This window comes from Winogradskyella sp., assembly GCF_013042245.1.
GTDB lineage: Bacteria > Bacteroidota > Bacteroidia > Flavobacteriales > Flavobacteriaceae > Winogradskyella.
In genome coordinates this window covers 1-16491 of sequence record NZ_JABDQL010000019.1, presented here as the reverse complement: position 1 = coordinate 16491, position 16491 = coordinate 1, and the positions used below count along the sequence as shown (strand labels likewise).

Here is a 16491-nt window from a genome sequence, read left to right as displayed (position 1 = left end):
TCTAATTACATGTTAGCGTATAAATCTATTGTTTCACCTTCCGCCAGTTGTACAATTGCTTTTTTAACAGCATTTGTTTTACCATGTTGCACACCAGTTTTAGTAAACTTGGTCTTGCGATCTGGACGGACATTTATTGTACGAACTTTTTCAACAGAAACTCCATAAGCTGCTTCAACAGCTTTTTTGATTTCTACCTTGTTCGCCTTTGTACTCACCTGAAATGCATACGCATTAAGCACTTCGCTTTGCATCGTTGCTTTTTCTGTGATTATCGGTTTTATTAAGATACTCATCGTGTTCTATTTACTTAAATTCGTTTCAATTCCTTCTAATGCACCTTCTAAAAGAACAACTTTGTTAGCGTTCATAATTTTATAAGTGCTTAATTCTGATGCCATTATAACTTCAGAGCGTTTTAAATTGCGCGATGCCAAATATACGTTATTATTTGAGACACCCAACACAAACAGTGTTTTTTTGTTTTCTACCTCTAAGGCTTTCAATACATTAACAAAGTTCTTTGTCTTTGGAGCGTCGAAGCTAAAATCTTCTAACACAACAATTGAATTGTCATTTGCTTTTATTGATAAGGCCGATTTACGAGCCAAACGCTTAACATTTTTGTTAAGTTTAAACCCATAATTTCTTGGTCTTGGTCCAAACATACGCCCACCACCTTTGAATACACCAGACTTGATAGAACCTGCACGTGCTGTACCTGTTCCTTTTTGTTTTTTAATCTTACGCGTACTACCAGTGATTTCAGCTCTTTCTTTAGACTTGTGCGTTCCTTGTCTTTGGTTGGCCAAGTATTGCTTTACATCTAAATATACAGCGTGATTGTTTGGTTCAATAGCGAATACGTCTTTAGAAAGCTCAGCTTTTCTACCCGTATCTTTTCCGTTTATATCTAAAACTGCTACCTTCATTACTTCTGAATAATTACATAAGAGTTTTTGTGTCCTGGAACACAACCTTTAACTACAAGTAAGTTCTTTTCTGGAACTACTTTATAAACTCTTAAATTTTGAACTTTTACTGTGTCTCCACCCATTCTTCCAGCCATCTTCATTCCTTTGAATACTCTCGCAGGATAAGAAGCTGCACCAATAGAACCAGGAGCTCTTAAACGGTTATGCTGACCGTGTGTCGCTTGACCTACACCAGCAAAATTGTGACGCTTTACGACACCTTGAAAACCTTTACCTTTTGAAGTACCTGCCACATCAACAAATTCTCCTTCTGTAAAGTGTTCTACAGTGATGGCATCACCTAACTTGTACTCCGCATCAAAACCTTTGAACTCAGCAACTTTGCGCTTTACAGAAGTACCCGCCTTTTTTGCATGACCTAAGTCTGCTTTAGTAGCGCTTTTTTCTGTCGCGTCATCGAAACCTAATTGTAGTGCACTGTAACCGTCCACTTCTTCAGTTCTGACTTGGGTAACGATACATGGTCCAGCTTCGATAACGGTACATGGAACATTTTTTCCATTCTCGTCGAAGATGCTGGTCATACCGATTTTTTTTCCAATTAACCCAGACATATTTATTATTATTTAATTATTAATTCTTATTTAAAACTCAAGGCTGAAAATACGTTTCAGCCTTGAATAGTATTTTTTCCGTTTTTCCTTCGCTCGCAGCTCAGGACATGTTTAGTTCAAATTACACTTTGATTTCAACCTCAACGCCGCTTGGTAATTCAAGTTTCATTAACGCATCAATCGTCTTAGAAGATGAAGAGTAAATATCTAATAACCTCTTATAAGAGCTTAATTGAAATTGTTCTCTAGACTTCTTGTTTACGTGTGGTGAACGCAACACAGTGAAAATCTTTTTGTGTGTTGGTAATGGAATTGGACCCGTTACTACAGCACCTGTACTTTTTACTGTTTTTACAATCTTATCAGCAGACTTGTCAACTAAATTATGATCGTAAGACTTTAATTTTATTCTAATTTTCTGACTCATTTTCTTTTAGTTTTAAGCTTCTACGCCTTTTGCTGCTGCAATTACTTCTTCTGATATGTTCTTAGGAGTTTCAGCATAATGTGAAAATTCCATTGTTGATGTTGCTCTACCCGAAGATAATGTTCTTAATGTAGTTACATATCCAAACATTTCAGATAATGGCACAGTAGCTTTTACAGTTTTAGCACCTGCTCTATCACCCATATCACTTACTTGACCGCGGCGACGATTTAAGTCTCCTACGATATCACCCATGTTTTCTTCTGGAGTAATAACTTCAAGCTTCATGATTGGTTCCATGATTACAGCTTTTGCAGCTTTTGCAACGTTTTTAAAACCAAGCTTAGCAGCTAATTCAAAAGATAACTGGTCAGAATCTACATCGTGGTAAGACCCATCTTTTAGTGTAATCTTCATAGCATCAACTTCGAAACCTGCTAAAGGCCCATTTACCATTGCCATTTTGAATCCTTTTTCGATTGAAGGGATAAATTCTTTAGGAACGTTACCACCTTTAATTATAGACTCAAACTGAAGACCTACTTGACCTTCGTCAGCTGGCTCAATAGTAAATACAATATCAGCAAACTTACCACGACCACCAGATTGTTTCTTGTAAACCTCTCTATGGTCTGCAGAAGCTGTAATAGCCTCTTTGTACTCTACTTGTGGTTGACCTTGGCTAACCTCAACTTTGAATTCACGCTTTAAACGATCTACAATGATATCTAAGTGAAGCTCACCCATACCAGAAATGATAGTCTGACCTGAAGCTTCGTCTGTTCTAACGGTAAATGTTGGATCCTCTTCAGCTAATTTTGACAAAGCCATACCCAATTTGTCTACATCTGCTTTTGTCTTTGGCTCTACAGCAATACCAATTACTGGATCTGGGAAATCCATAGATTCTAATACAATAGGATGCTTTTCATCAGACATGGTATCACCAGTCTTAATGTCTTTAAACCCTACTGCTGCTCCAATATCTCCAGCTTCGATATGATCGATAGCATTTTGCTTGTTAGAATGCATTTGATAGATACGAGAGATACGTTCTTTTTTACCTGAACGATTGTTCAAAATATAAGAACCTGCATCTAAACGACCAGAGTATGCTCTAAAGAATGCTAAACGTCCAACAAAAGGGTCTGTAGCAATTTTAAAAGCTAAAGCAGAAAATGGCTCCTTAACATCTGGCTTACGAATTTCTTCTTGTTCAGTGTCAGGATTGATACCTGTAATACCTTCCTTATCTACTGGAGAAGGTAAGTAACGACAAACTGCATCTAATAGGAACTGAACTCCTTTATTTTTAAATGCAGAACCACATATCATAGGTATGATAGACATATCCATTACAGCAGCTCTAAGTGCAGCGTGCACTTCATCTTCTGTAATAGAATCTTCATCTTCCATATATTTTTCTAAAAGATTCTCATCATAAGCAGCAACCTCTTCTATTAGTTTTCCTCTTAATTCAGCAGCCTCTTCTTTTAATTCTTCAGGAATATCGATAACGTCAAACGTAGATCCTTGTGTTTCATCATGCCAAACGATAGCACGATTCTTCACCAAGTCAACGATACCTTTAAAGTCTATCTCATCACCAATATTCATAACAATTGGCACTGCGTTAGACCCTAACATGTCCTTAACCTGCTGGCAAACTGCCATAAAGTTAGATCCTTGACGGTCCATTTTATTCACGAAACCAATTCTTGGTACTTTATAGTTATCTGCTAATCTCCAGTTAGTTTCAGACTGTGGCTCAACACCATCAACTGCACTGAACAAAAATACTAAACCATCTAATACACGTAATGAACGGTTTACCTCAACAGTAAAGTCAACGTGACCAGGAGTATCTATAATGTTAAAGTGATAGCCTTTAGTATCTGGAGTTGGATTTCCGTTTTCTAGCGGAAACTGCCATGTACAAGTTGTAGCAGCAGAAGTAATTGTAATACCTCTTTCTTGCTCTTGCTCCATCCAGTCCATCGTAGCGGCACCATCATGTACTTCACCAATTTTGTGAGATACACCAGTGTAATAAAGGATTCGCTCTGTAGTAGTAGTTTTGCCAGCATCAATATGTGCTGCAATACCTATATTTCTTGTAAATTTTAAATCTCTTGCCATTTTTTATTAAAATCTAAAGTGTGAAAATGCTTTGTTTGCTTCTGCCATTTTATGAGTATCAACTCTCTTTTTAACAGCAGCACCTTCTTCTTTAGCCGCAGCTAAAACTTCTGATGCTAAACGTTGCGCCATAGATTTTTCGTTTCTTTTACGTGAATAGCTGATTAACCATTTCATTGCAGTAGAAACTTTACGGTCTGGACGAATTTGCATTGGTATCTGGAATGTTGCTCCACCAACTCTACGACTACGCACTTCTACGTGAGGCATAACGTTAGAAAGTGCATCTTTCCATACTTCTAATGCTGTTTTTTCGTCATCATTTTTTTTCTCCTCAACAATATCAATTGCATCGTAGAATACTTTAAAAGCCACAGACTTCTTACCATCCCACATCATCATGTTAACAAAACGTGTTACTAACTGATCGTTAAATCTTGGGTCTGGTAAAAGCGGTCTCTTTTTTGCTGCTCTTTTTCTCATGTCTTCTTCTTAAAGTTTTTAATTACTTTTTAGGGCGTTTTGCACCATACTTAGATCTACGTTGTGTTCTTCCGGCTACACCTGCTGTATCCAGAGCACCACGAACGATGTGATATCTAACTCCTGGTAAATCTTTTACCCTTCCACCTCTAACCAATACTATCGAGTGCTCTTGCAAATTGTGACCTTCTCCACCGATGTACGCATTAACCTCGTTACCGTTTGTTAAACGAACCCTTGCTACCTTACGCATTGCTGAGTTTGGTTTTTTAGGTGTCGTTGTATAAACACGAGTACATACACCACGTCTTTGAGGACACGAATCTAAAGCAGCCGATTTACTCTTCTTGGTTATTTTGGCTCTTCCTTTTCGTACTAATTGTGAAATTGTTGGCATATATTTCTATATCATTTTTTATTAACCCTCTCTTTTGAGGGCTGCAAAGGTAGAAATATATCTTTATTATTCAAATAGTTGACAATTAATTTTGAAAATAAATTTTAGCTTTAATTATCAAACTACACATTTAACCTTATTTTTACGTTGTAATTACAAGAAATATGTCCAAGTTATAAACTATGAAAAAACTCGTATTCTTGGTTTTTTTGTTTGTATTAGTATTTAATTCAAAAACTGTTTTTGGACAAAATCTTCAGTTAAATGTTATTGCAGAATCTAACAAGGCTACAAAAGAAGTAGATTCGGCTGGCTATACAAAATCATTTTCCAACTATTTATCATTAGAGACTGAACTATATACACTTAAGGAAAAGCTTATTCGCCGTGGTTTTATTGATACTAGAATAGGAGTATTAGAAAAGCAAAATGACACGCTTTTTGAAGCATCTATATATATAGGTAAAAAACTGAATCGTATCAGAGTATTTTTTGACGATGAATTTAACAAAGAATTATTAGACTTTTCTAAAGTTGAGATTTCTTCACACTATTTTGAAGTGAGTACTGGAAAGTTGGAGTCAACCTTAAATTACCTCAACAAACGCATTGCCGAAGAAGGCGACCCATTCTCTACCCTAACGCTAAAAAACATAAAAAAAGAAAGTGCTGATACCATCTCAGCTGATTTACAAATTGAAAGAAACAAAAAACGTCGTATTGATAAAATTGTAGTTAAGGGTTATGGCAAATTCCCAAAATCTTATTTAAAACGTTTCTTAAAATTAAAACCAGGACAGTCCTTTAATTTAGAAACCATTAAATCTAAAACAGAAAAACTACAAGATTTAAGATTTGCAAATGAGATTAAATCACCAGAAGTTTTATTTACTAATGATTCTACAACCTTATACTTATGTGCTGAAAAAACAAAAAGTAATAATTTTGATGGCTTTATAGGTTTTGGCACGAACGAAAACACAAACCGAATTGACTTTGATGGCTACGTAGATTTAAAATTAATAAACAATCTTAACTTTGGAGAAACCCTAAATCTATTTTACAAAAGTGATGAGATTGACCAGCAAACGTTTGATGTGAAACTTAATGCGCCTTACTTGTTTGGGTCTCCTATAGGTATGGATATTGGGCTCAACATATTCAGAAAAGATTCAACCTTCTCAACGACAACACAGCAAGCGAGATTGAATTATCAAATAAATGCTAATCATAGAATTAGCGCAGGAATAAGAGGTTCTGTTTCTAGTGACCTACTTGATTCAAATACTACATTCATTGATGATTACACCACTAACTTTTATCAAATTGGATATAATTACATAAAACCTCAATACTACGATGAATTATTCCCCATCAAATTTTGGTTTGATATAAATTCAAATTTTGGAAACCGAACACAAAATGGTATAAAAAAACAACAAACTACTTTTACTCTAGAGACGTATAAAATTTTTAATCTAAATAACAGAAATAGTATTTTTATTAGAGTGACTGGTGCAGCGCTTAATTCTGATAATTATTTAGATAACGAGCTTTATCGTTTTGGTGGTATTAACTCCATTAGAGGTTTTGAAGAGAACAGTTTAGTCGCCAACCTTTTTGGTGTAATTAATACGGAATACCGGTATCGCCTAAGCAGTAGCATATATGTACATTCAGTATTTGATGCTGCATATTTTGAAAATAATCTTACAGATACTAAAAGCAAGCTCTTTGGATTTGGCTTTGGTCTTGGACTCTTAACAAAAGCCGGACTTTTAAGGTTAAACTATTCTAGTGGAAAAATAGAGAATATCCCTTTTAAATTATCAGATTCAAAAATTCACGTGAGTTTGACGGCAACGTTCTAACTTGGTTTAATACTTTTGCAGTATGAAAAATGAAACTACAATATTTGGATTAAGAGCTATTATTGAAGCTATTAATTCTGGTAAGCAAATTGATAAAGTCTTTTTACAAAAAGGACTTCGTGGTGAATTGTTTGGTGAATTAGAACAAGTCATAAGACAGTCTAAAATAAACAGTTCTTACGTTCCTGTTGAGAAATTGAATCGTTTATCTAAAGGAAATCATCAAGGAGCGGTTGCGCAAATATCTCCTGTTGCTTTTTATGATATTGAAGATTTGGTAATAAATACTATTGAGTCTGGTAAGATGCCTTTATTCCTTCTACTTGATCAATTAAGCGATGTACGCAATTTTGGTGCTATTGTTCGTACTGCAGAATGCACTGGTGTTTCAGGGATAATTATCCAGAAAAAAGGTGGTGCTCCCATCAATGGTGATGCTATAAAAACAAGTGCTGGTGCTATTTTTAAAATTCCTATTTGCAAAGTTGACCACATTAAAGATGCTGTGTTTCACATGCAAGCTTCTGGTATAAAAGTTATTGCTGCTACCGAAAAAGCAAAAGACTTAATTTATGATATCGAATTAAAAGAGCCTTGCGCCATCATTATGGGTTCTGAAGGACGAGGCATAAACCCTTCAGTTTTAAAAGCCGTTGACGAGCATGCGAAACTCCCCATATTAGGTGAGATAGAGTCTCTGAACGTATCCGTTGCATGTGGTGCTTTTCTATATGAAGTTGTACGACAACGTTGGTAATATTCGGAGTGTAACTATGAATTATATCTAAAGAGTTACAACAATTATAAGGTATACAATACTGCAGTTTTCAGTGCCTAAGCTACAAAAATAGCAAGGAAACTTCTTGTTATAAATGCTGCTAGATTAGTCTAATTAAAAAGGCCAGAATTGGCTAAAAATTTCATTGTTGATAAAACCTGTTTAAATAGCTGAACTTTTGTGATACACAATTATTTAATAATCAATTATTTAAATTATTATTTTTTTGTTAATTAACAAAATTTTATACATCCGCTTTGATAATTAACAATTAATTAAGACTTTTACACCTAATAACTAATCAATGCAATACAATTATGAAAATTAAACTTAAAGGACTATTAATGCTATTTATGGCATTGGTTGTGCAGCTATCCTTTGCACAAGAAAAAAAAGTATCCGGGACGGTCTCCGATGCATCGGGAATTCCCTTACCTGGTGTGAACGTCATTATTAAAGGTACGACTACAGGTGCACAAACAGATTTTAACGGTAACTATACAATTACTGCCAATATTGGCAGTACGTTGGTATTTAGCTATGTTGGCTTTAAGACTCAAGAAATTACAATTGGAGAATCGAATGTAATCAATGTGTCTTTGGAAGAGGATTCCGCACTTTTGGAGGAGGTTGTGATAACTGCTTTAGGTCTTGAGAAAAAGAAAGACGATGACTTAAGTTCTACTTCTATTGTAAAAGTAGATCAACTTAAGAAATCTGGTGAAGCTGGAGTTCTACAAGCTTTATCAGGCAAAACATCTGGTGTTAATATTACTAGAAACTCTGGTGATCCAGGTGCTGGTGCCTACATTCAAATTCGTGGTCAAAATACCATATTAGGTGACAGTAGCCCACTTATTGTAATTGATGGCGCTATTGTTTCTAACAACTCTATTGGTGGTGGAACTGCCGGTGTTGTTCAACAATCACGTTTAAATGATATCAACCAAGAAGATATAGAATCTATATCTGTTTTAAAAGGTGCATCTGCTGCCGCTGTTTATGGAACTGGTGCAGCGAATGGTGTTATCGTGATTAAAACGAAAAGAGGAACAAGAGGAGGTAAAAAGTGGAAAATTGATTACAAAAACACTGTATCTTTTGATCAGATAAATGTTGAATGGGAAAAGCAAGGCATATTTGGACAGGGTTCAGGAGGTGTTGATCACCTTACAGGTTCTGGACAATCAAATACTGGCTTCTCATATGGTGGTAGAATTGATGCACGAGTAGGTGGTCCAGATACAGTAGACACAACTGGAGCGTACTTTGAAGCAGGTAATGGAACACTTTATTATCCGATTATCCAAAAGAACTCAACTGAAGTATTCAATGAAGCTAACAGAGATGCTGTTTTCCAAACAGGTGTTACTTTAGAAAATAATATTAGTTTTAGTCATTCTGGTGAAAATTCAAGAACATTTGTAAGTCTTTCCAATTGGAATCAAGAAGGTATATATAATGGTGCTTCTGATTATGACAGAACGAGTGTAAGGCTTAACTCAGATATAGATTTTTCAGATAAACTTACATTAAAGTTATCTTCGACATATGTGAATATTGAATCTAATAGAGTTCAAACAGGATCTAACCTCAATGGACTTTATCTTGGATACTTAAGAACATCACCTGATTTTGATATTAGAGATTATAAAGGAACTTATTTTAATGATGCAGGCGTACCAACACCTAACTCTCATAGAGGATACAGACAGCAATTAGGGTCTTCTAGAATATTTAACGCGGAGACTGGAACATTCAGTTACAACTCACCAGCCTATAATAACCCACTATGGACAACTAATGAACAAAAGAACTTAAATGATGTAAATCGTTTTATTGTTGCTCCAGAAATTAGTTTTAAAGTTAACGACAAAATTACATTAATTGGTCGTTATAGTTTAGATTACTACCAAGATAATAGAACTAACTATGAACCAGCAGGTTCTGCGGGAGATGGAACTAATGGATTATTTTTTGAAGATAGAATTACAGAAAGCAACCAAAACATTAATGTTTTTGCTACAGGTAATTATGATATAATCGAAGATTTAAATTTAGGATTTACTATTGGTACACAATTTTTCCAAAATAAATATAGAAGACTATCCGGTGATGAAACAAATTTTACAAATCCAGATGAAATTTTCTTAAATTTTGGAAATGCTACAGCACAGAATTCAAATGTGGATGATTTCTCAGTTTTAACTAGAAAAGCAGGTGGATTTGCAGTTTTAAATTTTGATTACAAAAACGAGTTTTTACTTGAACTTACGGGAAGAGGTGAATATGTGTCTAGTTTACCAAATGCAGGTATGATATTCTATCCTAGTGCTTCAGCAGGTTGGAATTTTACAAAGTATGTAGAAAACTCAAATGCCTTTTCTTTTGGTAAATTAAGAATTTCTTATGGTGAAGTAGGTATTGAACCAGCTGCATACTCTACAGAAACTTACATTTCAACAGGAGGCGTTTTCTCTGGATGGGGTGATGGTTATGAAGGGGCACTTTATGGCAATCCATTGACACAATCTGAAACAAGAGGTAATCCTAATTTAAAAGAAGAACGTATTAAAGAATTTGAATTAGGTTTTGATACAAGATTCCTAGATAACAGATTAAGTCTATCAGCTACGTATTATAATCGTACTTCAGAAGATGTGTTATTAGAATTACCATTACCATCTTCTTCAGGTTTTGCAAACCAATTAGTTAATGCTGCTACTATTAGCAACAAAGGTGTAGAAATTGACTTATCTGGTAAGATAATAAATAATGCAGATTTACAATGGAATATGAATATCAACTATACTAGAAACCTAAGCTTAGTTGAAGATATGGCTGGTAGTTCTTATTTTATCTTAAATGGATTTACATCAAATTCGTCAGGTGTTGCAGAAGGTCAGCCATTTGGAGTACTTAGAGGTACAGCTTATGCTAGAGATGATAATGGAGATTTTATATTAAACGATAATGGATTCCCAACGGCTTCACCAACGGAAAGTTTCTTAGGTGACCCTAATCCAGATTGGAGAGGTGGTCTCGGGACTACATTACAGTATAAAGGATTTACTTTATCAGCTCTTTTCGAAACATCTCAAGGGAATGATGTATGGAATGGAACAAGGGGTGTATTGAATTTCTTTGGTATTCACCCAGATACAGCAGTTGAGTCTGTAGCATCTCAAGATTTATTAAATGCTGACGGAAACCTAATTCCAGCAGGAACAACATTTAGAGGTTTTGAACAAGATTTCGGTGGCGGACCTGTAGCTGTTGATGCAGCATGGTGGACCGGAAACGGTGGCGGTTTTGGTGATGTCGGCGAATCATTTTATGAGGATGCATCTTGGACAAGACTGAGAGAACTTTCATTATTTTATGACTTCCCAAAAGATGCTATATCAAAAATTGGATTAACCAATGCTCAAATTGGTATTACTGGTCGTAACTTAATTCTATGGACCGATATTGAAGGATTTGACCCTGATAATAATTTAACAGGTGCATCAAAAGGTCGTGGATTAGAATATTTTAGTAATCCTGGAACAAAATCATTTATAACTACTATAAGACTTTCATTCTAATAGACTTAAAAAAAAACAAAATGAAAACAATTTCAAAACTTTTTATACTCATTCTGTTTGTTACTTCTTGTGAGTCATACACAGAAGATATCAACACAGACCCTAATGAATTTACGACTGCGCCACCAGAATTGATTATTGGCCAAGCACAGCTAGGATGGATGCAACTTGCCACAAGTAACAGTGCAAGATATGCAGGAATATTTATGAATCACTTTACTGGAGAGGATCGTCAATATGTAACAGTTAATCAATATTCTACTACTGCTGCAGATTATGATGATACATGGGAAGATGCATATGTTCGTGGTATCGAACAAGCAAAACTAACAAAAGATTTAGCTATAGAATCAGGTAACTTACAATTAGCTGGTATCGCACAGATTTGTGAGGCCGCAATTTTTGGTGAAATGGCTGCTCTTTTTGGAGACATTCCATTCTCACAGGCAAATAAAATTTCTGAATTCCCGACTCCGGAGTATGATAGTCAGGCTAGTGTACTAGCTGGAATTCAAACCATATTAGATCAAGCGATAAGTAATGTAGGTGATTTATCTGCATCAACTTATGCAGGTAATAGATTATCTAGTGCTGCTACTTGGGCTGAAATAGCTCATTCATTGAAAGCAAGATATTATCTAATTGCGAAGGATTATCCAAATGCATTGATTAGTGCTAGAAACGGAATTGATACTCCAGAAAAAAGTCTAATTACCCAACACACAACTGCTTTGAATTCGGAAAATTTATATTATCAATTTATGGTTGATGAGCGTGACGGATATTTGGGTGCAACTGATTCTCATTTAAAAAACCTTTTAGATGGTACTGTAGCGAGAACAATTGCAACACCAGGTGATGCAGAACGTTTCGATTTTTATTTCACTGCTTATAGTGATGGTACAGGACATGCTCCTAATGTTACAAATGATGGTGTTTTTGCAGAAACTGCACCGATGAATATCATCTCTTATGAAGAGGTTAAATTAATTGAAGCTGAGGCTGCTAACCGTACAGGTGATGCTGGAGATGTTACTGCATTTAATGAAGTAAGAGCATTTTTAGCAACTGAATATGGTAGTAGCTTCCCGGCAACAACATCCGCATCTGGCAGTAACACATTGTTGATGGAAATCGTTGAAGAAAAGTATATCACTTTAATTGGTGAGTTACAACCTTTCCATGACATTAGAAGAACAGGTAATATGCTTAATGTACCTCCAAAAACTGGTGCTACAATACCACAAAGGTTTATTTATCCTCAGATAGAAGTAGATACTAACCCTAATGTTCCTTCTCCTCTACCAACATTATTTGATCCAACACCTATTAATTAATCCTATTCTTAAATTAGTTTCTTAAAATTAATAAAGGCCACTTTTCTAAGTGGTCTTTTTAATACCAATAGTATGAGAAGAATAATTCAACTTTTATTTAGTTTCCTAATTCTATATAACTGTGGAAACGCAAAACATGTGAGTTTTGAGAATTATATTGACACTAAGAACAGAAATATCACTAAACAAAAGAAACAAACCTTTTGTTCAGAAAACCAAGAGGTTTATGTAAGTAATGAATTCAGTGGTGCTAGAATTAATGATTTTCAAAAAGTGAATGATTCAACTGGTAGAGTAATTATTTATCCGGAAAATGAACCTATCAATAATAGCCCCTATTACGCTTTCAAAATTTGGTCTAAATCACCCAAGACCTATTATATTAATTTTGACTATCCTGAAGAATACAATCACAGGTATGTCCCGAAGATTTATAAGAACAATTCTTGGACTATTTTAGACTCACTAAATATAATTGAAAAAAATGACAAGACCTCAATAAAATTAAGCCTAGATAATTCACCTCAAATTGTTGCTGCACAACAAATCGAAGACTATAATAGCGTAATTAGTTGGAGTAAAACTTTGAACGTAAAAAACTCAAATCTAGTTCATTTTGACTACTATGGAGAATCCTCAGAGAAAAGAAAATTACCAATACTTAAATTAAACAATGGTGAAACAAAAAATAAGGACGTGATTGTATTATTAACGCGTCAACATCCTCCTGAAGTTACTGGTTACTATGCTTTTCAGCATTTCTTAAATTCATTAATTAAAGAAAATAATCTTTCAAAACAATTTTTTGATAAATATCAAATCCTTGCCTTCCCAATATTAAATCCTGACGGTGTTGAAAGGGGGCATTGGAGACACAATGCTAATGGAGTAGATACAAATAGGGACTGGTCAAAGTATAATCAAAAAGAAATTAAACAAACAGTAAAGTATATTAATAAATACGTTAAAAAGAATAATTCAAGAGTAATAATAGGCTTAGATTTTCATTCAACTTGGTATGATGTTTTTTATACAAATAAAGAGCGTGCTAGTACAACATTACCTAATTTTGTGAGTAATTGGTTTGAAAGTATTGAAGATGATTACCCTAATTATAAAGTAAAAGAAGCATCTGGTAATTCATTAAAACCTGTATCCAAAGGATGGTTCTTAAAGGCACATAATGCCGTAGGTATAACGTTTGAAATAGGCGACAACACTGAAGAAAAAAATATTGAATTAATTGGTAATATTGCTGCCACACAAATGATGAAAATATTATTGAAAACTAAACGTTAAATACAAAGTCCTTTTTATTTATGAACATCCCTTAAGTATCAAAATTCTATAATAGTTTAAGGTTTTTTTATAAAAGGGGTAACTTTAAAATAATTAATCTAATTTCTATTAATCAAATATCTACGTTCTGACTAATCGAAATCAGAATCTTTACTTTTGTAGAAATATTTAATTTGGCTATTTTGCTTTCCCAATTCATCTAAATCCTCTTCTATAAAATTCCCATCCGCATCAAAATGTTTCATAAATGGGTCGTCCTCTTTGTTATAAGCTTCAGTTTCCCAAATATAACGTTCTGGTTTAGCAATACGAGTTCTAAATATAAGCGCGAATATAAATCCCGTAATGAGCCCTCCCAAATGACCTTCCCAAGATATACCATCTTTAATAGGAAAGATATACCAAATCATACTACCATATAAAAAAATGATAATTAGTGACAAGGCTATTAATCTGTAATGCTTTGCTATAATACCCTTAAAAAAGATAAAACTTACTAGCATATAAATTATCCCACTAGCACCAATATGATTACCCGATTTGCCAATAAACCAAGTCAAAATACCAGACACCAGGATACCAAAAAATAAAACACGCCAGGCAATGTTATTATAAAAGTAAAATAATGCCATTGACAAAACTAAGAGCGGAATAGAATTATTGTACAAATGACTTAAACTAGAATGCAAAAAAGGGCTTGTAAATACACCTAGAAGTCCTTCAAGTTTATTTGGATAAATACCAAAATTTCTTATGCTAGAGTCTATACGTATCTGATACCAAAACACCACCCAAATAGAAAACACGAGTAGTAATGGATAGACTATAACAGAATTTGAGTATCTGAATTGTTGCTGGCTCATAAACAAATTTAAAAGTTACAATCCAAAATCCTAGCCATGAACAAATATTATGAAATATTGTCAGCTAGTTTTAGTAATTTTAATCCATGAACACACCTTTAGCAGAACGTTTAAGACCAAAAACTCTTGAAGACTATATTAGCCAAACCCATTTGGTTGGTAAAAGTGGCGCACTGTACCAGCAAATAAAAAGTAGTGTTATTCCGTCAATGATTTTATGGGGACCACCAGGAATAGGAAAAACGACTTTAGCTAACATTATTGCTACCGAATCTGAACGTCCATTTTTTAAGTTAAGCGCTATTAATTCTGGAGTTAAGGATATTCGCGAAGTTATAGATAAAGCAAAAAAAAGTGGCGGATTGTTTACTGCAAAAAATCCTATTCTCTTTATTGATGAGATTCATAGATTTAGTAAATCCCAACAAGATTCTTTATTAGAAGCCGTGGAAAAAGGTTGGGTTACTCTAATTGGTGCAACTACCGAAAACCCTAGTTTTGAAGTTATTGCAGCTCTCTTGTCGCGTTGCCAAGTTTATATTCTAAACTCTTTTAATAAGGAAGATTTAGAAGCACTTCTCGAACGTGCAATTAATGAAGATGAAATACTTTCTAAAAAGAAGATTATACTAAAAGAGACAGAAGCTTTACTTCGCTTATCTGGAGGTGATGCCAGAAAACTTCTTAACATTTTTGAACTTATTGTAAATTCATTTAATTCGGAAAAAATAACTTTAACCAACAACATCGTATTAAAACAAGTACAAAATAATACAGCCAGATATGATAAAACTGGCGAACAGCATTATGATATCATTTCGGCTTTTATAAAATCAATTAGAGGCAGTGACCCTAATGCTGCAGTATATTATTTAGCTCGAATGATTGAAGGTGGCGAAGATGTAAAATTTATAGCGCGACGCCTTTTAATTCTAGCTAGTGAAGATATAGGAAATGCAAATCCTACAGCATTAGTAATTGCCAATAATACTTTTCAGGCTGTATCGGTCATAGGTAATCCTGAATCTCGTATAATCCTTAGCCAGTGCACCACATACTTGGCTAGTTCTCCTAAAAGTAATGCAGCTTATGAAGCTATTGGTAAAGCACAACAATTAGTTAAGGATACAGGCGACTTATCGGTGCCTCTTGCAATTAGAAATGCACCAACGAAATTAATGAAGGAAATTGGCTATGGCGAAGATTATAAATATTCTCATAATTATAATAACAATTTTACTGCTCAAGAATTCTTACCAAAAGAAATAAGTAATACTAAATTATACAACCCAGGAAATAACTCTAGGGAAAATTCACAAAGACAATATCTTAAACAACTTTGGAAAGATAAGTACGGTTATTAAAATTATTGAATGTCCGTAATGAGTACTAATTAAAATTTCAAACTCATTCTGTAACATTGAGTACTTCGACTTTAGTTTATGCTGAGCACTGTCGAAGTACTCAGCACAAACTAAAGTCGAAATGCCTTGTAAAACAACACTTTATATTTCTTGACTACACCTCGACTACACTTCGACTATGTTCTGTGACCACGCTCTGTGACCACACTCGAAATGACAGAGGAATCATTATATTTTTCAATTTATGATTAAAAAAGGCTTGAATTCAACCAGTAAATAATCCTCGGGGCAAGCCCACGAGGCATTAAAATAATTTCAATTGATTATTCTTTTTCAAACTTTTATAATCCTTTTCAACACCTTGTTCCTTAACATAATTTGCTATCAATTTTTCAGT

At 34.4% G+C, this 16491-nt stretch carries 14 protein-coding genes; 6 read left to right on the top strand and 8 right to left on the bottom strand.

Features of this window, described 5'->3' with window-relative positions; genetic code table 11:
• Positions 1 to 5: 5 nt before the first annotated feature.
• The 7 genes from rplW to rpsL all read right to left on the bottom strand — a co-directional run bounded on the left by rplW (position 6) and on the right by rpsL (position 4995).
• A complete protein-coding gene (gene rplW, locus HKP48_RS01335) occupies positions 6 to 296 on the bottom strand; it encodes a 50S ribosomal protein L23 (RefSeq protein WP_296342043.1) in 291 nt (96 codons plus the stop codon).
• Between the two features lie 6 nt (positions 297 to 302).
• Entirely contained in the window at positions 303 to 932 is a 630-nt protein-coding gene (rplD, locus tag HKP48_RS01330; RefSeq protein ID WP_296342041.1) for a 50S ribosomal protein L4, read from the bottom strand.
• Positions 932 to 1549, bottom strand: a complete 618-nt coding sequence (gene rplC / locus HKP48_RS01325; RefSeq protein WP_296342038.1) for a 50S ribosomal protein L3 — start codon at positions 1547 to 1549, stop codon at positions 932 to 934. Before rplC ends, rplD begins: the two co-directional genes overlap by 1 nt.
• Positions 1550 to 1670: 121 nt before the next feature.
• Complete coding sequence (rpsJ, locus tag HKP48_RS01320; protein ID WP_007650482.1) at positions 1671 to 1976, bottom strand: 30S ribosomal protein S10; 306 nt, start codon at positions 1974 to 1976, stop codon at positions 1671 to 1673.
• Between the two features lie 12 nt (positions 1977 to 1988).
• Positions 1989 to 4115 carry an elongation factor G gene (fusA, locus tag HKP48_RS01315; RefSeq protein ID WP_296342036.1) on the bottom strand — a complete coding sequence of 709 codons (2127 nt, stop codon included), beginning with the start codon at positions 4113 to 4115 and terminating at the stop codon, positions 1989 to 1991.
• A gap of 6 nt (positions 4116 to 4121) precedes the next feature.
• Positions 4122 to 4598: a 30S ribosomal protein S7 gene (gene rpsG, locus HKP48_RS01310; protein ID WP_296342034.1), complete on the bottom strand. Its 477-nt coding sequence runs from the start codon at positions 4596 to 4598 to the stop codon at positions 4122 to 4124.
• Between the two features lie 22 nt (positions 4599 to 4620).
• On the bottom strand, positions 4621 to 4995 hold the full coding sequence (gene rpsL, locus HKP48_RS01305; RefSeq protein WP_008269190.1) for a 30S ribosomal protein S12: 375 nt from the start codon (positions 4993 to 4995) through the stop codon (positions 4621 to 4623).
• 182 nt (positions 4996 to 5177) lie between these two features.
• On the opposite strand from rpsL, the gene HKP48_RS01300 reads away from it, so the two are divergent.
• The 5 genes from HKP48_RS01300 to HKP48_RS01280 all read left to right on the top strand — a co-directional run bounded on the left by HKP48_RS01300 (position 5178) and on the right by HKP48_RS01280 (position 13867).
• Positions 5178 to 6866: a POTRA domain-containing protein gene (locus HKP48_RS01300; protein ID WP_296342032.1), complete on the top strand. Its 1689-nt coding sequence runs from the start codon at positions 5178 to 5180 to the stop codon at positions 6864 to 6866.
• Between the two features lie 22 nt (positions 6867 to 6888).
• The gene (gene rlmB, locus HKP48_RS01295; RefSeq protein ID WP_296342030.1) at positions 6889 to 7623 is read left to right on the top strand and encodes a 23S rRNA (guanosine(2251)-2'-O)-methyltransferase RlmB; all 735 of its coding nucleotides are present in this window, start codon (positions 6889 to 6891) and stop codon (positions 7621 to 7623) included.
• Between the two features lie 338 nt (positions 7624 to 7961).
• Positions 7962 to 11231: a SusC/RagA family TonB-linked outer membrane protein gene (locus HKP48_RS01290; RefSeq protein ID WP_296342028.1), complete on the top strand. Its 3270-nt coding sequence runs from the start codon at positions 7962 to 7964 to the stop codon at positions 11229 to 11231.
• 20 nt (positions 11232 to 11251) lie between these two features.
• Complete coding sequence (locus HKP48_RS01285; RefSeq protein ID WP_296342026.1) at positions 11252 to 12568, top strand: SusD/RagB family nutrient-binding outer membrane lipoprotein; 1317 nt, start codon at positions 11252 to 11254, stop codon at positions 12566 to 12568.
• Positions 12569 to 12640: 72 nt separating this feature from the next.
• On the top strand, positions 12641 to 13867 hold the full coding sequence (locus tag HKP48_RS01280) for a M14 family metallopeptidase (RefSeq protein ID WP_296342023.1): 1227 nt from the start codon (positions 12641 to 12643) through the stop codon (positions 13865 to 13867).
• Between the two features lie 131 nt (positions 13868 to 13998).
• Here the strand turns inward: HKP48_RS01280 and HKP48_RS01275 are convergent, their stop codons facing one another.
• Positions 13999 to 14730: a rhomboid family intramembrane serine protease gene (locus HKP48_RS01275; RefSeq protein ID WP_296342020.1), complete on the bottom strand. Its 732-nt coding sequence runs from the start codon at positions 14728 to 14730 to the stop codon at positions 13999 to 14001.
• 86 nt (positions 14731 to 14816) lie between these two features.
• Here HKP48_RS01275 and HKP48_RS01270 point away from each other — a divergent pair, with 86 nt between their 5' ends.
• The gene (locus tag HKP48_RS01270) at positions 14817 to 16094 is read left to right on the top strand and encodes a replication-associated recombination protein A (protein WP_296342018.1); all 1278 of its coding nucleotides are present in this window, start codon (positions 14817 to 14819) and stop codon (positions 16092 to 16094) included.
• Positions 16095 to 16491 lie beyond the last annotated feature (397 nt).